Origin of the sequence: Comamonas sp. BIGb0124 (assembly GCF_003752175.1) — a bacterium.
Lineage (GTDB): Bacteria > Pseudomonadota > Gammaproteobacteria > Burkholderiales > Burkholderiaceae_C > Comamonas_F.
Genome location: NZ_RJVF01000009.1, coordinates 302,468 through 317,349 on the forward strand (window position 1 = coordinate 302,468; position 14,882 = coordinate 317,349).

At 67.8% G+C, this 14,882-nt stretch carries 17 protein-coding genes; 8 read left to right on the plus strand and 9 right to left on the minus strand.

The window, feature by feature from the left end; translation table 11 throughout:
* Window positions 1–11: 11 nt before the first annotated feature.
* Complete coding sequence (gene ftsA, locus EC845_RS07565) at window positions 12–1,241, plus strand: cell division protein FtsA (RefSeq protein WP_123296793.1); 1,230 nt, start codon at window positions 12–14, stop codon at window positions 1,239–1,241.
* A gap of 48 nt (window positions 1,242–1,289) precedes the next feature.
* Here ftsA and EC845_RS22115 read toward each other — a convergent pair whose 3' ends face one another.
* Window positions 1,290–1,487: a hypothetical protein gene (locus EC845_RS22115; RefSeq protein WP_148077269.1), complete on the minus strand. Its 198-nt coding sequence runs from the start codon at window positions 1,485–1,487 to the stop codon at window positions 1,290–1,292.
* Here EC845_RS22115 and ftsZ point away from each other — a divergent pair.
* The 4 genes from ftsZ to EC845_RS07585 all read left to right on the plus strand — a co-directional run bounded on the left by ftsZ (window position 1,486) and on the right by EC845_RS07585 (window position 4,941).
* Window positions 1,486–2,691 (plus strand): cell division protein FtsZ, encoded by a 1,206-nt coding sequence (gene ftsZ, locus EC845_RS07570; RefSeq protein WP_123296795.1) that lies wholly within the window; start codon window positions 1,486–1,488, stop codon window positions 2,689–2,691. The two genes, EC845_RS22115 and ftsZ, sit on opposite strands and share 2 nt — an antisense overlap.
* A 198-nt stretch (window positions 2,692–2,889) precedes the next feature.
* Window positions 2,890–3,813, plus strand: coding sequence for a UDP-3-O-acyl-N-acetylglucosamine deacetylase (lpxC, locus tag EC845_RS07575; RefSeq protein ID WP_123296797.1), 924 nt, complete (start codon window positions 2,890–2,892; stop codon window positions 3,811–3,813).
* A gap of 23 nt (window positions 3,814–3,836) precedes the next feature.
* On the plus strand, window positions 3,837–4,016 hold the full coding sequence (locus EC845_RS07580) for a hypothetical protein (protein ID WP_123296799.1): 180 nt from the start codon (window positions 3,837–3,839) through the stop codon (window positions 4,014–4,016).
* A 13-nt stretch (window positions 4,017–4,029) separates the two neighbouring features.
* Window positions 4,030–4,941: an NAD-dependent protein deacetylase gene (locus EC845_RS07585; RefSeq protein WP_199739751.1), complete on the plus strand. Its 912-nt coding sequence runs from the start codon at window positions 4,030–4,032 to the stop codon at window positions 4,939–4,941.
* Window positions 4,942–4,965: 24 nt separating this feature from the next.
* Here the strand turns inward: EC845_RS07585 and EC845_RS07590 are convergent, their stop codons facing one another.
* The 4 genes from EC845_RS07590 to EC845_RS07605 are packed head-to-tail and all read right to left on the minus strand — an operon-like array spanning window position 4,966 to window position 7,939.
* A complete protein-coding gene (locus EC845_RS07590) occupies window positions 4,966–5,607 on the minus strand; it encodes a histidine phosphatase family protein (RefSeq protein WP_123296801.1) in 642 nt (213 codons plus the stop codon).
* Between the two features lie 21 nt (window positions 5,608–5,628).
* Window positions 5,629–6,651 (minus strand): tRNA 2-thiocytidine(32) synthetase TtcA, encoded by a 1,023-nt coding sequence (gene ttcA / locus EC845_RS07595; RefSeq protein WP_123296803.1) that lies wholly within the window; start codon window positions 6,649–6,651, stop codon window positions 5,629–5,631.
* Window positions 6,652–6,702: 51 nt separating this feature from the next.
* Entirely contained in the window at window positions 6,703–7,071 is a 369-nt protein-coding gene (locus EC845_RS07600) for a dihydroneopterin aldolase (protein ID WP_123296805.1), read from the minus strand.
* Between the two features lie 19 nt (window positions 7,072–7,090).
* Window positions 7,091–7,939: an SDR family oxidoreductase gene (locus EC845_RS07605; RefSeq protein ID WP_123297965.1), complete on the minus strand. Its 849-nt coding sequence runs from the start codon at window positions 7,937–7,939 to the stop codon at window positions 7,091–7,093.
* Window positions 7,940–8,109: 170 nt separating this feature from the next.
* On the opposite strand from EC845_RS07605, the gene EC845_RS07610 reads away from it, so the two are divergent.
* The 3 genes from EC845_RS07610 to EC845_RS07620 are packed head-to-tail and all read left to right on the plus strand — an operon-like array spanning window position 8,110 to window position 10,561.
* The gene (locus tag EC845_RS07610; protein ID WP_123296807.1) at window positions 8,110–9,351 is read left to right on the plus strand and encodes a class I SAM-dependent methyltransferase; all 1,242 of its coding nucleotides are present in this window, start codon (window positions 8,110–8,112) and stop codon (window positions 9,349–9,351) included.
* Between the two features lie 8 nt (window positions 9,352–9,359).
* On the plus strand, window positions 9,360–9,554 hold the full coding sequence (locus EC845_RS07615; RefSeq protein WP_123296808.1) for a DUF2905 domain-containing protein: 195 nt from the start codon (window positions 9,360–9,362) through the stop codon (window positions 9,552–9,554).
* A gap of 26 nt (window positions 9,555–9,580) precedes the next feature.
* Window positions 9,581–10,561, plus strand: a complete 981-nt coding sequence (locus tag EC845_RS07620) for an ROK family protein (RefSeq protein ID WP_123296810.1) — start codon at window positions 9,581–9,583, stop codon at window positions 10,559–10,561.
* A gap of 66 nt (window positions 10,562–10,627) precedes the next feature.
* On the opposite strand, the gene EC845_RS07625 is transcribed toward EC845_RS07620, so the two are convergent.
* The 4 genes from EC845_RS07625 to EC845_RS07640 all read right to left on the minus strand — a co-directional run bounded on the left by EC845_RS07625 (window position 10,628) and on the right by EC845_RS07640 (window position 14,703).
* Window positions 10,628–11,863 (minus strand): multifunctional CCA addition/repair protein, encoded by a 1,236-nt coding sequence (locus EC845_RS07625; protein ID WP_123296812.1) that lies wholly within the window; start codon window positions 11,861–11,863, stop codon window positions 10,628–10,630.
* A gap of 33 nt (window positions 11,864–11,896) precedes the next feature.
* A complete protein-coding gene (locus EC845_RS07630) occupies window positions 11,897–12,586 on the minus strand; it encodes a glutathione S-transferase family protein (protein WP_123296814.1) in 690 nt (229 codons plus the stop codon).
* Between the two features lie 106 nt (window positions 12,587–12,692).
* Window positions 12,693–13,502: a murein L,D-transpeptidase catalytic domain family protein gene (locus EC845_RS07635; protein WP_199739752.1), complete on the minus strand. Its 810-nt coding sequence runs from the start codon at window positions 13,500–13,502 to the stop codon at window positions 12,693–12,695.
* Between the two features lie 151 nt (window positions 13,503–13,653).
* Window positions 13,654–14,703, minus strand: coding sequence for a L,D-transpeptidase (locus tag EC845_RS07640; protein ID WP_123296816.1), 1,050 nt, complete (start codon window positions 14,701–14,703; stop codon window positions 13,654–13,656).
* Between the last annotated feature and the right edge of the window lie 179 nt (window positions 14,704–14,882).

The following is a 14,882-nucleotide window of genomic DNA, read 5'->3' on the forward strand; positions in this document are numbered from 1 at the left end:
CGAAAGCATCTATGGCAAAAGACTACAAAGACATCGTGGTGGGACTGGATATCGGCACCAGCAAGATCATGGCTGTGGTGGCCGAGATCCTGCCGGGCGGCGAACTCAAGCTGGTCGGCCTGGGTGTGGCGCCCAGCAATGGACTCAAGCGGGGCGTGGTGGTGAACATCGACGCCACGGTGGCGAGCATCCAGCAGGCGCTCAAGGAAGCCGAGCTGATGGCCGATTGCAAGATCACCCGTGTCTACACGGGCATCACCGGCAGCCACATCCGCGGCATCAACTCCAGCGGCATGGTGGCCATCAAGGACCGCGAGGTCAGCGCCGCCGATGTCGCACGGGTGGTCGAGACCGCCAAGGCCATCAACATCTCCACCGACCAGCGCCTGCTGCTGGTCGAGCCCCAGGAATTCGTCATCGACGGCCAGGACGTTCGCGAGCCCATCGGCATGAGCGGCATCCGCCTCGAGGCCAAGGTGCATATCGTGACCGGCGCGCAGAGCGCGGCCGAGAACATCATCAAGTGCGTGCGCCGCTGCGGCCTGGACGTCGATCAGCTGATGCTCAATCCGCTGGCCTCCAGCCTCTCGGTGCTGACCGAGGACGAGATGGAACTGGGCGTGGCGCTGGTCGACATCGGCGCCGGCACCACCGACGTGGCGGTGTTCTCGGGCGGCGCGATCCGTTACACCTCGGTCATTCCGATCGCCGGCGACCTCATCACCAGCGACATCGCCATGGCGCTGCGCACGCCCACCAAGGACGCCGAGGACATCAAGGTCGACTACGGCTGCGCCAAGCAGCTGCTGGCCGATCCGGCCACGCAGGTCGAGGTGCCCGGTCTCGGCGACCGCGGTCCGCGCATGCTGGGCCGGCAGGTGCTGGCCGGCGTGATCGAGCCGCGCGTCGAGGAAATCTATTCGCTGGTGCAGCAGGTCATCCGTGAATCCGGCTACGAGGAGATGTTGTCCTCGGGCATCGTCATCACCGGCGGCAGCGCCGTCATGCCGGGCATGGTCGAGCTGGGCGAGGACATCTTCCTCAAGCCGGTGCGACGCGGCATGCCGCAATACGCCAAGACCCTTTCCGACATGGTCGCCCAGCCGCGTGCGGCGACGGTCATGGGCCTGATGGAGGAAGCCCGGCTGAGCCGGCTGCGCGGGCAGAAGGTGGCGCAGAAAGCGACCTCGGTGCAGAACGTCTTTGGCCAACTCAAGGACTGGTTCGGTCGAACCTTCTGAACCCAGCCCAATCCCAGGACTCACGCACCATGCACAGCAAACGTTATCTCAACCGGAGCAGGAGCCATCCGCCCTGGCGGGATCGATGGCGATGGCGAAGACGACGCCCATCGCCAGACCCCGGCGCGGATCCAGACCGCAGCGCAAGCGCGGCAGGACGAGGAAATCGACAGAGTTTTCAGTTTTTGACTTCAGGCCATCCAACCAACCCCATCGGTTGCAGCAAATTTTCAGGAGAAACGACATGCCCATCGAAATGATTGAAGTGGAAGAGTTCAACCAAGGCACCCAGATCAAAGTGATCGGCGTGGGCGGCGGCGGTGGCAATGCCGTCGAGCACATGATCGACACCAAGGTCCAGGGTGTCGAGTTCGTGTGCGCCAACACCGACGCGCAGGCGCTGACCCGTTCGTCCGCGCACAAGCTCATCCAGCTCGGCACCAACGGGCTGGGCGCCGGCAGCAAGCCCGACAAGGGCCGCGAAGCCGCACTGGCCGCCGAGGACGACATCCGCAACGCCATCCAGGGCGCGCACATGCTGTTCATCACCGCCGGCATGGGCGGTGGCACCGGCACCGGCGCTGCCCCCATCATCGCGCGCGTGGCCAAGGAAATGGGCATCCTGACGGTGGGCGTGGTGACCAAGCCCTTCGACTGGGAAGGCGGCCGCCGCATGACCAACGCCGACCAGGGCCTGCAGGAACTCGAGGCCAACGTCGACTCGCTCATCGTGGTGCTCAACGAGAAGCTGCTGGAAGTGCTGGGCGACGACATCACCCAGGACGAGGCTTTTGCCCAGGCCAACGACGTGCTCAAGAACGCCGTGGGTGGCATTGCCGAGATCATCAACGTGCCCGGCCACGTGAACGTCGACTTCGAAGACGTCCGCACGGTCATGGGTGAACCCGGCAAGGCCATGATGGGAACGGCCGCCGCCGAAGGCCCGGACCGTGCCCGCATCGCCGCGGAACAGGCCGTGGCCTGCCCGCTGCTCGAAGGCATCGATCTGTCGGGCGCCAAGGGCGTGCTGGTGCTGATCTCGGCAGCCAAGGGTTCGCTGAAGCTGTCCGAATCCAAGCTGGCCATGAACACCATCCGGGCCTACGCCTCGTCCGAAGCCCACGTGATCTACGGCACGGCCTACGACGACAGCCTGGGCGACCAGATCCGCGTGACCGTGGTCGCCACCGGCCTGAGCCGGGGTTCGGCCCGCCGCCAGCAGCCCGTGCTCGAAGTGCTGCGCGGCACCGGTACCGACGGCATGCCCGCAGCAGCCTACGGTGGCCATGCCTCCCCGGCCGGCGTTCAGGCCGCCGACTACGGCAACATGGCCGTGCCCAGCGTGTGGCGTACCAACCGCACGCAAGCGGCAGCCAAGGTCGATGCCCTGGCCTCCGGCGGCATGGAAGACTTCGAGATCCCGGCTTTCCTGCGCCGTCAGGCCGACTGAGCCTTTTCGTCGTCTTCATCGGCGGGACATTAGGTCCCGCCTATGATGGAATTAGGATCGATATCCTATGGCGACCACGCGATTTGCTGGTCCAATAGGGATCGATCCTCTTCTCCATGCGGATTCGCCCTCGGGCGTTCCGTCCACGCTCCAGAGACCCTCCGGGTCTGGCCGGAGCCGCTCGACTAAAATCTAGCTGTGTTGCAACAACGTACCCTCAAGACCATCACCCGCGCCGTGGGCGTGGGCCTGCACAGCGGCCAGCGTGTCGAGATCACGCTGCGCCCCGCGCAACCCGACACCGGCATCGTGTTTCGCCGTGTCGATCTGCCGGCGCCTGTTGATATTCCGGTTTCCGCACTGGCCGTGACGGACACCCGCATGGCCACCACCGTCACCGCGGGCCAGGCCAAGGTCCAGACCACCGAACACCTGATGTCCGCCTTTGCAGGTTTGGGGATCGACAACCTGTACGTCGACATCACCGCCGACGAAGTGCCCATCCTCGACGGCTCGGCTGCGGCTTTTGTGTTCCTGCTGCAAAGCGCGGGCATCGAGCTGCAGAACGCGCCCAAACGTTTCATCCGTGTGCTCAAGCCGGTCGAAGTGCGCGAAGGCGAGGGGGCCAACCTCAAGTGGGCCCGTCTCGAGCCCTACCATGGCTACAAGCTGAGATTCGAGATCGACTTCCACCATCCGGCCGTCGACTCGACCGGGCAGAGCGTGGAGTTCGACCTCTCGGTCGGCAACTACACCCGCGACATCGCCCGTGCCCGTACCTTCGGTTTCACCAAAGATGTCGAGATGCTGCGCACCCATGGCCTGGCCCTGGGCGGCGGACTCGACAACGCCATCGTCATGGACGACTACAAGGTGCTCAACGCCGAAGGGCTGCGGTATGACGACGAGTTCGTCAAGCACAAGATGCTCGATGCCATCGGCGATCTGTACTGCGTGGGACGGCCTTTGCTGGCCGCCTACAGCGCCTTCCGCTCGGGCCACGGCCTCAACAACCAGTTGCTGCGTGCGCTGCTGGCCGCCGAAGACGCCTACGAGATCGTGACTTTCAAGGATGCGTCCCGCGCGCCGCGCGGATTTGTGCAACTGGCGCGGGCCTGGTAGGTCCGCACCCTTCAAGGACCCGCATGGTCATTTTCCGATTTGTCGTGCTGTTGATGATGGTCGTCGCGGCGGGCCTGTTCGTGGCCTACGCGGTGACCGGCAAGCCGCGGTACCGGCAGCTCGGCCTGATCGTGCTCAAGTGGACCATCATCGCCGGCCTGGGATTCTTCGCCGGACTCGCCATCGAGCGGCTGACGGCCTAGCCGTGTACCGGGCATGACGATGTCCAGCCTCGCCCCTCACGTGGCCGATCCGGTTTCGGGTCCGTCGTTCGACGCTGCACCGGCCGGGCCGGCAGCGGCCCTGCCTGCGGCGCGGGTCACCGCCGCCTGGACCGCGCTGTTTGACCGGCATGCCCGCTGGATGGTGCTGACCGGCGCAGGCCTGAGCACGGATTCCGGCATTCCCGACTACCGGGACCGCGATGGCCGCTGGAAACGTCCGCAGCCCATTCATCTGGGGCCCTTCATGCGCGAGCCGCTGGTGCGGGCCCGCTACTGGGCGCGCAGCCTGGTCGGGTGGCGTTTCTTTGGCCGCTCGGTGCCCAACGGGGCGCACCATGCGCTGGCCGAACTCGAACGCCGGGGCCGCATCTCGCTGCTCGTGACGCAGAACGTCGATGGCCTGCATCAGGCCGCCGGGAGCGGTGCGGTTCTGGAGCTGCACGGCGGGCTTTCGCGTGTGCGCTGCATGCAATGCCACGACATCACCGCACGCGCCGATCTTCAATCGCGGCTGCAGCAGCTCAACCCGGCCTGGGCCGCCTTGACGGCCCATCTGGCGCCCGACGGCGATGCCGATCTCGAAAACCGGGATTTTTCCAGCTTCTGCGTGCCGGACTGCCCACGCTGCGGCGGCATCCTCAAGCCCGACGTGGTGTTCTATGGCGAATCGGTGCCTGCGGCGCGCCACACCCAGGCCGGCGAGGCGCTGGCCGCCAGCGACGGCCTGCTGGTGCTCGGTTCTTCGCTCATGGTGCAGTCGAGCTACCGCTATGCCGTGGCGGCCCACGCGCGCGGCATGCCGCTGGCTGCGGTCAATCTCGGCCATACGCGGGCCGATGCCCTGATGGCCTTCAAGCTGGATGCGCCGGTGGCCGAAGCGCTGAACGCCGTCCTGGCGCGCTGAGCCGGCCGGCCCCGGCGGGCGATCTCAGGCCGTGGTCTCGTCGCGCGGACCTTGGTCGAGATGGCTGGTGTCGGCCCAGCCGACCAGGGTCAGGCCGTCCGGGGTCCAGAGCAGCCGGTTGATCGCCGCATTGCCCAGGTGCCAGCTTCGGGGCGCCTGCACGTCGAGCCGCGTCGCCGCCCGGTAGAGAACGTCCATCACGCCGCCGTGCGCCACCAGCAGGATCTGCTGGCCCTGGTGCTGCTGCGCCAGCCGGTCGACGGCCGAGAGAATGCGTACACCGAAGTCCACCAGCGATTCACCGCCCCCGGGCGGGGCGAAATGCGGGTCGCGCTTGCGCCAGAGCACGGATTCGTCGGGCCAGCGGTGCTGGATGTCCTGGAAGGTCTGGCCCTGGAACTCGCCGAAGGCGCGCTCGCGCAGGCCGATCTCGTGCACCAGGGGCATGCCCTTGGCTTCGGCGACGTGAGCGGCCGTCTGCGAGGCGCGGGCCAGGTCGCTGGCATAGATCGCCTGGATGTCCTCGCCCGCCAGTGCCTGGGCCACCCGGCCGGCCTGCCACAGGCCGGTCTCGTTGAGGGGGATGTCGAGGTGACCCTGGATGCGGGTGTCGACGTTCCAGGCGGTCTCGCCGTGGCGTACGGCAATGAGTCGGGTGAATTGCATGGGCGCGTTCGGGGGATTCGTTCAGAACTTGATGACCTGCACAGGCGGCAGGCTCGGGTGCGTGCCGGACACGGCAGTCGACTTCAGCGGGGCATCGTAGCTGTCGGGGTCGAAGGCCTTGTCGCCTTCGGGGTCGGCGCGGCCGGTGGTCTTGAGGCTGGCGAAGTCGTGCAGCTTGCGGTCCATCAGGTGCGAGGGCACCACGTTCTGCAGCGCGGTCAGCATGTTCTCGATGCGGCCCGGGTACTGGCGTTCCCAGTCGCGCAGCATGTTGCCGACCTGCTTGCGCTGCAGGTTTTCCTGGCTGCCGCACAGCGTGCAGGGAATGATCGGGTACTCGCGCACCTGGGCCCAGCGCGTGAGATCCTTCTCGTCGACGTAGGCCAACGGGCGGATGATCATGTGCTCGCCGTTGTCGCTGGCCAGCTTCGGGGGCATGCCCTTGAGCTTGCCGCCGAAGAACATGTTGAGGAACAGCGTCTGCAGCATGTCGTCGCGGTGATGGCCCAGCGCCACCTTGGTCGCGCCGAGCTCGGTGGCCACGCGGTACAGGATGCCCCGGCGCAGCCGGCTGCACAGGCTGCACATGGTCTTGCCCTCGGGGATCTTCTGCTTGACGATGGAGTAGGTGTCCTGCGTCTCGATGTGGAAGGGCACGCCCACCGATTCGAGGTAGCGCGGCAGCACGTCGGCCGGGAAACCCGGCTGCTTCTGGTCGAGATTGACGGCGATGAGATCGAACCGGATCGGCGCGCGCAGGCGCAGCTTCATCAGGATGTCGAGCAGGCCGTAGCTGTCCTTGCCGCCCGAGACGCAGACCATGACCTTGTCGCCGTCCTCGATCATGTTGAAGTCGACGATGGCCTGGCCGACCTGGCGGCACAGGCGTTTTTCGAGCTTGCGGTTCTCGAAGGCGATCTTGCGTTCGCGCGCAGCCGTGTCGGTGGACGGCCTGTCGCCGGCGGCGGTTTCGGGCAGGGGCGGCGCGAGCACGTCTTCGCCGTCGTCGGCGGTCCAGTGCAGTTCGGGGGCGGTGGAGTTCATGGTGTCGTGGGGAAAGTCGGATTCAGCGGGATGCGGCAGGGGCTGGCGAAACTACCACTGGCCCGATTCGATGCGGATGGCCACTTCGCAGTCGGCAAAGATCTCGAGCTTGGCGATCTTCACCCGGACGCCGACCACGCTGGGCAACTGCATGAGCCGGTGCGCCACCTTGCCGATCAGCGATTCGAGCAGGTTCACGTGCACGGCGGTGCATTCGTCGATGATGATCTGGCGCACCTTGCGGTAGTCCAGCACGTGGGTGATGTCGTCGTCGCTGGGGCGCAGCGGCTGGGTGCCGAGGTTGAGTTCGGCATCGACCTGGATGGGCTGCGGATGGGCTTTCTCGTGGTCGAGAATGCCGAGGTTGGCGTCGAAACGCAAGCCCGTCAGGGTCAGGATCTGGGTGCCTTTGCTGCTCATGTTGGATCTGTGTCTGGTTCTACGGCGCCGCGGGGGCCGGCATGTGGGAGAAATCCCGTTCGAACTTCATCAGGTGCTGGCCGCCGTCCACCAGCAGCGTGGTCCCGGTGAGGGCCCGGTTGCGCACGGCGAAGACCACGGCGTCGGCCACGTCGGCCGGTGTCGACGAACGGCCCAGGGGCGACAGGCGGTGCAGCGCCTCGAAGTGCTCGGGCGTGTTCATGTAGGGGCTGGGTAGCGTGAGCCCGGGGGCCACGCCCACCACGCGCACGGCAGGCGCCAGCGCCTGGGCCAGCAGCGTGGTGGCGGATTCGAGGGCGGCCTTCGACAGCGTGTAGCTCAGGAAGTCGGGATTGGGATTCCACAGCTTCTGGTCGAGCAGGTTGACCACGCAGGCGCCGCCGGCTTCGAGTGTCGTGTGGCCCTGCAGCGCTGCGCGGGCCTTGAGGTGGGTGTCGAGCGCCTGCGCCAGCAGGATGGGGGCGGCGGTGTTGGTTTGCCAGTGCCGTGCAAGGTTGGCGTGGCTGAAACTGCCGCTGTCGTCGTGCTCGAAGACCGAGGCACTGTTGATGACGGCGTCGACGCGCCCGAAGTGAGCGGCCACCTGAGGCAGCAGGGCACGCGTCGAGGCTTCGTCGGCCAGGTCGGCTTCGAAGGTGGCCGCCAGTTGCAGGGCGTCCAGGCCCTCGGCGAGCGGGGTGTGGGCGGCGCTGCGTGCGCTGCAGTCGCTGGCGGTGGTCACGGCCTGGGTTCCGGACGTGGCGTAGTGCACGGCCACGGCCCAGCCCTGGCTGGCCAGTGCGAGCGAGATTTCCCGGCCCAGGCGCCTGGCGGCGCCGGTGACGAGAGCGACGGGGCGGTCGGTCATGAAGGTGATGCGAATGAAAGCGGGGCAGGTCTGCGAGGCCATGATGGTGGACAATGGCCGGACCGTTGGCAGGCCCGGCGCGGGAGATCCCGCTGGCCACGGCGGGCCGGCATCGCGTCCCGACTGGATGGATTGCAGGCTGCGCGCCTGCGCTCCGAGAGATACACCACATGGAAGATCAGCGAATTTTACCGAACCCTCCGCCGCGTGCCGGCTCCGTGCCGGATGGCCCTGTGCTTCAGGCCGCGGCCGCCACGCCGCTGCTGCGGCTGATCGCCCGCGCCGCCGGCCTGCCGGCGGGCCCCAAAGAGGCCTCCTGGCTGCCTTTCGACCGGTTCATGGCCCTCGCGCTGTATGCGCCGGGCCTGGGTTATTACGCCGGAAACCGGCCCAAGTTCGGCGCCATGCCGCCGATGCCCGGTGCGCCGCAGGGCAGCGATTTCGTGACCGCGCCCGAGATGTCGCCGCTCTTCGGTGATGCGCTGGCGGTTCAGGTGGCCGACGCCCTGGCGGCCAGCGGCACCGACGAGGTGTGGGAATTCGGCGCCGGCAGCGGCGCCCTGGCGGCCCAACTGATCGGCAGCCTGCGGGCCCGTGGCGCGGCCTTGCGCCGTTATTCCATCGTGGAGCTCTCGGCCAGCCTCCGCGAGCGTCAGCGCGCCGCCCTCGATGCCATCGTCCAGGCCGGTCAGATCGAGGTGCGCTGGCTCGATGCGCTGCCCGATCGGATCGAAGGCGTGGTCGTGGGCAACGAAGTGCTCGATGCCATGCCCGTCAAGTTGCTGAACCGCGTGCAGGGCACCTGGCACGAGCGGGGCGTGGCTGTCAGCACAGAACAAGCGGACGAAGCCGCCGCCGAACCCGCCATCCGGCTCGCATGGGCCGACCGGCCCACCGATCTGCGCCCGCCGCTCGATCCCGAAGGCCCGCACGACTACCTCACCGAGATCCATCCCCAGGCCCAGGCTTTTGTCCGCACGCTGGCCGACCGGCTGCAGCGCGGGGTCGCGCTGTTCATCGACTACGGCTTTCCCGAGTCCGAGTACTACCACCCGCAGCGCAGCCAGGGCACGCTGATGTGCCACCACCACCACCAGGCCGACGACAACCCGTTGCTGGCCGTCGGCGACAAGGACATCACCGCACACGTCGATTTCACCGGCGTGGCGCTGGCCGCGCAGGATGCCGGACTGGACGTCTTCGGTTATGCCAGCCAGGGCCGTTTCCTGCTCAATTGCGGACTGGGCCCGTTGATGGAAGCCGTCGACCTGCCCGGTCGCGCCATGGCGCAGCGCCTGGTGCACGAGCACGAAATGGGCGAACTGTTCAAGGTCCTGGCGTTCGGGCGCGGCGTCTCCGCCGACTGGATTCCGGTCGGTTTTGCCGCGGGCGACCGCACCCACAGGCTGTAGGCTGCACGATGATCCGATGGTTTCTCGCGACCTTTCTCGCCCTGATACTGATCAACGGGCTGTGGCCCATGCTGTCACGTCTGGGGCTGGGACGCCTGCCGGGAGACCTGCGGTTTCGTCTGTTCGGGCGGGATGTGAATTTGCCCATCGCCAGCACCCTGGTGCTCAGTGGCTTGATGAGTTTGGTTGCCCGCCTGCTGTGAGGTGGAAGGATGAGAGGAGTACAAGCATGAAAGCATGTGTCGATATCGGCGGAACCAAAGTCGCGGTCTGCCTGGCGCCCGACGGCCAGGTCGACGGCCAAGGCCGGCCTGTCCTGGGCGAGCGCCTGAGCGAACCCACCATCAAGGAAGGCGCCGAGAACGCACTGTCCGAGCAGGTGCTGCGCCTGCTGCGCCAGGCCTGCGAGGCCGAGGGTATCGGTCTGGACGATCTCGATGCCGTGGGTGTGGCCTCGTGCGGGCCTTTCCTGAAAAAGGACGGCGCACTGGCGGTCGTGAACCCCAATATCTGCGGCGGCCTGGCCGGCCCCGAGCGCGGTCTGCCCAACGACTGGACGGCGGTGCCGCTGGAGCAGCCTCTGCGGGCCGCGCTGGGCGGGGATTGCCAGTTGCGCATCGAGAACGACTGCGTGGCGGCCCTCGAGGCCGAGCGCTGCTGGGGCGCACTGCAGGACAACGACAGCTGTGCATACCTCACTTGGAGCACCGGTATCGGCGTTGGCCTGTGCGTGGACGGGCGTGTGCTGCGCGGCAAGAACGGCAATGCGGGCCATGCCGGCCACACCTTCGTCAGCGATCGCGGAGGCGACGGTGCTCTGTGCGGCTGCGGCAACCGCGGCGACGTCGAAAGCCTGGTGGCCGGCAACGCCCTGGCCCGCCGCATCGGCCGCGAGGCCGAAGAGCTGCTGGCCGCCGCCGTCGAAGGCGAGGAGCAGGCGCAGGCCGAGGTCGACGAACTCTGCCGGGTGCTGGGGCGCCTGATCTACAACCTGGTCGCCACCCTCGATCTGGAAAAGATCAGCCTGGGCGGTGCCGTGTACTGGCACAACCGCGATTACCTGTTGCCGCGTCTGCGGCAACAGATGGACGACAAGTTTCCCGCGCTGGTCGACGGGTTCGAGATCGCCACGGCCGGACTGGGCGGGCAGGTGGGGGATTACGCCGCGCTGGCGCTGGTCAGCGAGCGGCCGGCGGCCTGCTGCCGCTGAACCGACGCCCTTGGCCCGCGGGCTGCAGGCGCGGTCCCTCGTGCGGCCGTTGCCCAGGTCCGCGTGCTAAGCAAGGGCCGCGGCGATGGCTTCGGTCCGTGCGGCCAGGATGCGCTCGCCGATCGCCGGCCCTTTGAGGCCCTCCGCGGCGGCGGCCTGCGCCACCGGGGCGGTCGGCACCGACCGTGCCGCTTCGAGGGCGGCCAGCAGCCGCGGGCGCTGCGGATAGGCCTTTTCATCGAGGCCCAGGCGGCCACGCGCATCGCATTCGCAGGCCAGCAAGGCCTGTGCAAAACGATCGGGCTTGCGCCAGGCGTCGCAGCGGTCGAACAAGCGGGCCAGCGCCGCCGCACCGAAAGCCAGGCTGCCATGGATGTTGCCGTGCTCGCGGGCGACCAGTTCGGCCAGCTCGCTGCATTCCAGCGGCACGCGCAGTCGGCTGCAGAGCGGGCCGAGCAGCTTGACGCTGCGTCCCTCGTGCCCGATGTGGCGCGGCAGGATGTCGGCCGGCGTGGTGGCCTTGCCCAGGTCGTGGCAGACGCAGGCCCAGCGCACCGCCAGGCTGCAGTCCAGCCGGGCGGCCATGTCGATCACCATCATCACGTGCAGTCCGGTGTCGATTTCGGGGTGGTAGTCGGCACGCTGCGGCACGCCCCACAGGGCGTCGACCTCGGGCAGCAGCACGGCCAGCGCACCGCAGGCGCGCAGCACGTCGAACATGCGCGAGGGCCGCGGCGTCATCAGGCCGCGGGCCAGTTCCTGCCACACCCGCTCGGGGACCAGCGCGTCGACCTCGCCGTCCGCGACCATCTCCCGCATCAGCGCCAGGGTTTCGGGAGCGACGGTGAAATCGTCGAAACGGGCGGCGAAACGCGCCAGCCGCAGGATGCGTACCGGGTCTTCGCGAAAGGCATCGGTGACATGCCGCAGCACACGCTGCCGGATGTCGCGTTCTCCGCCGTAGGGATCGATGCGTTCGAGACGCCCATCGTCCAGCGTGCGCTGCGCCATGGCGTTGATGGTCAGATCTCGCCGGGCCAGGTCCTCTTCCAGCGTGACATCGGGCGAGGCCTGCACGGCAAAGCCCCGGTAGCCGCGCGCCGTCTTGCGTTCGGTGCGAGCCAGTGCGTATTCCTCGCGGGTGCGGGGGTGCAGGAAAACCGGGAAATCCCGGCCCACCGGCTCGTAACCCTGCCCGGCCAGTTGTTCGGGCGTGGCACCGACGACCACCCAGTCGCGGTCCTTGACCGGCAGACCGAGCAAACCGTCGCGTACCGCGCCGCCCACCATGTAGATCTTCATGGCGACAGTTTACGAGAGCCGGCCAGCCCGGAGTCAGGCCGGCGGTGCGCTGCGGTAAGGTTCCTCGAAGGCGCGGAAGTCGTGTTCGCGCAGGGCACCGTCGACCCAGTCCCTGACCCCCTGGAGCGCCAGCACGTTGTCCATGTAGCGCGCCACGTCGGGGTGAACCCGCACGCCGTAGGCCTTGAAGCGCAGCACCACGGGCGCAAAGAACGCGTCCGCAATGCTGAAGCTGCCCATGAGCATGGGACCGTTGTGACGGGCCAGCAGATCGCACCACAGAGACTGCACCCGGTGCACGTCGGCCACCACGTCGGGGCGTTCGCGCAGCACGCGCTCGCCGATCTCGGGCAGGCTGGCTTCGATGTTCATGGGCAGATGCTCGCGCAGCGCGCCGAAACCGCTGTGCATCTCGGCACAGGCGCTGCGGGCTCGGGCCCGGTCGTGCACGGCCAGCGGCCACAGGTAGAGCTCGGGGAATCGTTCGGCCAGGTACTCGACGATGGCCAGGCTGTCCGAGACGACCAGGCCGTCGTCGATCAGCACCGGCACTTTGCCCGCCGGCGACACCGCACCCAGCGTCTGCTTGAATTGCGACTGGGCATCGAAGCTGTCGAAACGCACCAGGCGCTCCTCGAACACGATGCCGGCCTGGCGCATCAGCACCCAGGGGCGCATGGACCAGGACGAGTAGTTCTTGTTGCCGATGTAGAGCTGAAGCATGTCGAGGCGTACCGGGCTGGAGGAGGGCGAAAAGCCCCATGCTAGCCAAAAAACGCCAGGCGGCCAAACCGCCCGCGCGCGGACACGCTGCAGCGGCGCGCCGGGCTCAGGCGCGCAACTGCGCCATGCCGCCGATCAGGCGGGACTGGGCCAGCCAGTCCTGGTCGGGAAAATAATTGAAGAGAAAACCGCCCTGGGCCAGCAGATCGATCACCGGGCGCGTCACGTCTGCGCGCATGGCCGGGCAACCCCAGCTGCGGCCCAGCCGTCCCTGCGTGCGGATGATGTCCGGATTCACGTAGGGGGCGCCGTGCATGACGATGGCCCGCTCGAAGGCCCGGTCGTTGAAGCCCGGCTCCAGTCCGCGCAGGCGCAGCGAATAACCGTTCTTGCCGGTGTAGGGCGCACCCGCCACATAGGCGCCCAGGCTCGACATGTGGCTGTCGACCTCGTTGGAGAAACGCACCGTCATGTTGTCGCCGCTGTTGCGGCCGTGCGCCACCCATTCCTCGTACAGCAGACGGCGCAGCTTGAGGTCGAACACCCACAGGCGCTTTTCGGTCGAGGGCAGGCTGTAGTCGATCACCGCCATCACGCCGGGCATGGCGTCGAGCATGCCGGGCCGCAGTCGGGCGGCGTCGAGGGCCTGGGTGGCCAGCAGCAGGGCTTGCGGATCGAGGCGTCGTGCCGTGGCCGACAGAGACGTCGCCAGTTGCTGAGCCGCCGGCGTGGCGCCGGTGCGCATCACCAAGGGACCCGGTGTCACGGCGGACTCGGGCAGCAGCGACATCAGGTCAGGGGAAGTTGCCGGGCTTGCCGCCGCGGCAGGGCGGATCAGAGAGGTCAAGGCGCCGCCACCCACAGCCAGTTGGGCGAGCGCGCGCAGGGTCTTGCGTCGCGAAATCAAATCGGTCATGGCTCACAAAAAGCATGCTGGCGGCTGGCTGCACATGCAACCAGCCGCCTGCGATGACCCCCCGGCTCCCAGCCTTCAACGAGGCATTAATTTGGGTACTTGTTGGGCCGTGAGCATACCGCGCAAGCCGTGAATTTGACCGGTTTCGACGTCAGGGAAGGGATTCCAGCACCCGTTCTGTTGGTGCAGCGCCACGCGCAAGGGCCCTGCGATGCAGCGGCCGGATGCTGGTGACCAGCAGCGTGGTGCCGGGTTTGAGCACGCCGTAGAGGCGCCGCATGAAGTCGGGCGGGGCCTTGATGTGGGCTTCGAGGTCCTGCATGGGCGGGGGCTGGCCGACCACCGGGTAGCTGGCCCAGCGGTAGCGGTTCTGGCTGGGGTCGAGCGTGCTGGGCCGGTCTTCCTGGGCGCTGCTCATCACCATCAGCACGGCGCCGTCGAAGGCCAGTCCGGCATCGGTCTGCAGCGCCGCCGAGCCCATGACCACGCCGTTGCTCAGCACGAACACCCGCTGCTCGGGTAGGCTCACCAGCACGCTCAGCGGGCCGTCGGGCTTGACGTTCTCGTCCCAGAAGGCGTCGGGCGGTCCGTCGGCGAGCGGCGGGGCTTCGGCCGAGCCGACGGGCGCCAGCATGGCCGGGTAGGCGATGCCGGCCGGGTGCACGCGGGCATCGCTCACCACCACCGTGTCGCCGCGCTTGGTGGCGGCGTAGATCTTTTCGGCAAAGGCCTTGGGCAGCCGCACGCAGCCGTGCGAGGCCGGATGGCCGGGAATGGCCCCGCCGTGCAGGGCGATGCCATCCCACGTCAGGCGCTGCATGAAGGGCATGGGGGCGGCGTCGTAGATGTTGGACTTGTGATCGCGCGACTTCTGCAGGATGGTGAAGACCCCCGTGGGCGTCTCGTAGCCGTCGCGTCCGGAGCTGACGGTCGACACGCCGATCAGGGTGCCGTCGCGGTAGACGTAGGCACGTTGCTCGTCCAGGCTGACCAGCACGACCAGCGGGCCGTTGGGCGCCAGTTCGGGCTGCCAGACGAACTGGCCGGGCTTGAGTGCGGCATCGCGTGCAGGAACCGGGCCGGCAGGGGCGCCGGCCGCCCGGGCGTGCGAGGGAACACCGAACATTCCAGCCGCCAGCAGCGCAGCGCCGACAGCTATGAATTTCCGGCGCGCATAGCCTTCATTCGTGGATGTGTTCATGGCCCTAGCGTACCCCCGACGAGCCGCCCGGGGGCAGGCCACGTGACGCTTCGTGGCGTAGGACGGCAGGCGCCGCACCCCGGCCGCCGACCCGCCTTAAGATGCGGGCTGCTGCGCGAACGGTCCCGGGCGTCGATGCGACGGATTGCAGCAGCCCGGCCGTCAGGCCTGTTGTCGAG

Bases quoted from the DNA above. Each gene is read 5' to 3' on its own strand.
- EC845_RS07585 (WP_199739751.1), top strand. From the start codon at position 4,030: ATGACGATGTCCAGCCTCGCCCCTCACGTGGCCGATCCGGTTTCGGGT.
- EC845_RS07625 (WP_123296812.1), bottom strand. From the start codon at position 11,863: ATGAAGATCTACATGGTGGGCGGCGCGGTACGCGACGGTTTGCTCGGT.
- EC845_RS07600 (WP_123296805.1), bottom strand. From the start codon at position 7,071: ATGAGCAGCAAAGGCACCCAGATCCTGACCCTGACGGGCTTGCGTTTC.
- ftsA (WP_123296793.1), top strand. From the start codon at position 12: ATGGCAAAAGACTACAAAGACATCGTGGTGGGACTGGATATCGGCACC.
- EC845_RS07605 (WP_123297965.1), bottom strand. From the start codon at position 7,939: ATGACCGACCGCCCCGTCGCTCTCGTCACCGGCGCCGCCAGGCGCCTG.
- ttcA (WP_123296803.1), bottom strand. From the start codon at position 6,651: ATGAACTCCACCGCCCCCGAACTGCACTGGACCGCCGACGACGGCGAA.
- EC845_RS07635 (WP_199739752.1), bottom strand. From the start codon at position 13,502: ATGACCGATTTGATTTCGCGACGCAAGACCCTGCGCGCGCTCGCCCAA.
- EC845_RS22115 (WP_148077269.1), bottom strand. From the start codon at position 1,487: ATGTCGTTTCTCCTGAAAATTTGCTGCAACCGATGGGGTTGGTTGGAT.
- EC845_RS07590 (WP_123296801.1), bottom strand. From the start codon at position 5,607: ATGCAATTCACCCGACTCATTGCCGTACGCCACGGCGAGACCGCCTGG.
- EC845_RS07640 (WP_123296816.1), bottom strand. From the start codon at position 14,703: ATGAACACATCCACGAATGAAGGCTATGCGCGCCGGAAATTCATAGCT.
- EC845_RS07620 (WP_123296810.1), top strand. From the start codon at position 9,581: ATGAAAGCATGTGTCGATATCGGCGGAACCAAAGTCGCGGTCTGCCTG.
- EC845_RS07615 (WP_123296808.1), top strand. From the start codon at position 9,360: ATGATCCGATGGTTTCTCGCGACCTTTCTCGCCCTGATACTGATCAAC.
- ftsZ (WP_123296795.1), top strand. From the start codon at position 1,486: ATGCCCATCGAAATGATTGAAGTGGAAGAGTTCAACCAAGGCACCCAG.
- EC845_RS07630 (WP_123296814.1), bottom strand. From the start codon at position 12,586: ATGCTTCAGCTCTACATCGGCAACAAGAACTACTCGTCCTGGTCCATG.
- EC845_RS07580 (WP_123296799.1), top strand. From the start codon at position 3,837: ATGGTCATTTTCCGATTTGTCGTGCTGTTGATGATGGTCGTCGCGGCG.
- EC845_RS07610 (WP_123296807.1), top strand. From the start codon at position 8,110: ATGGAAGATCAGCGAATTTTACCGAACCCTCCGCCGCGTGCCGGCTCC.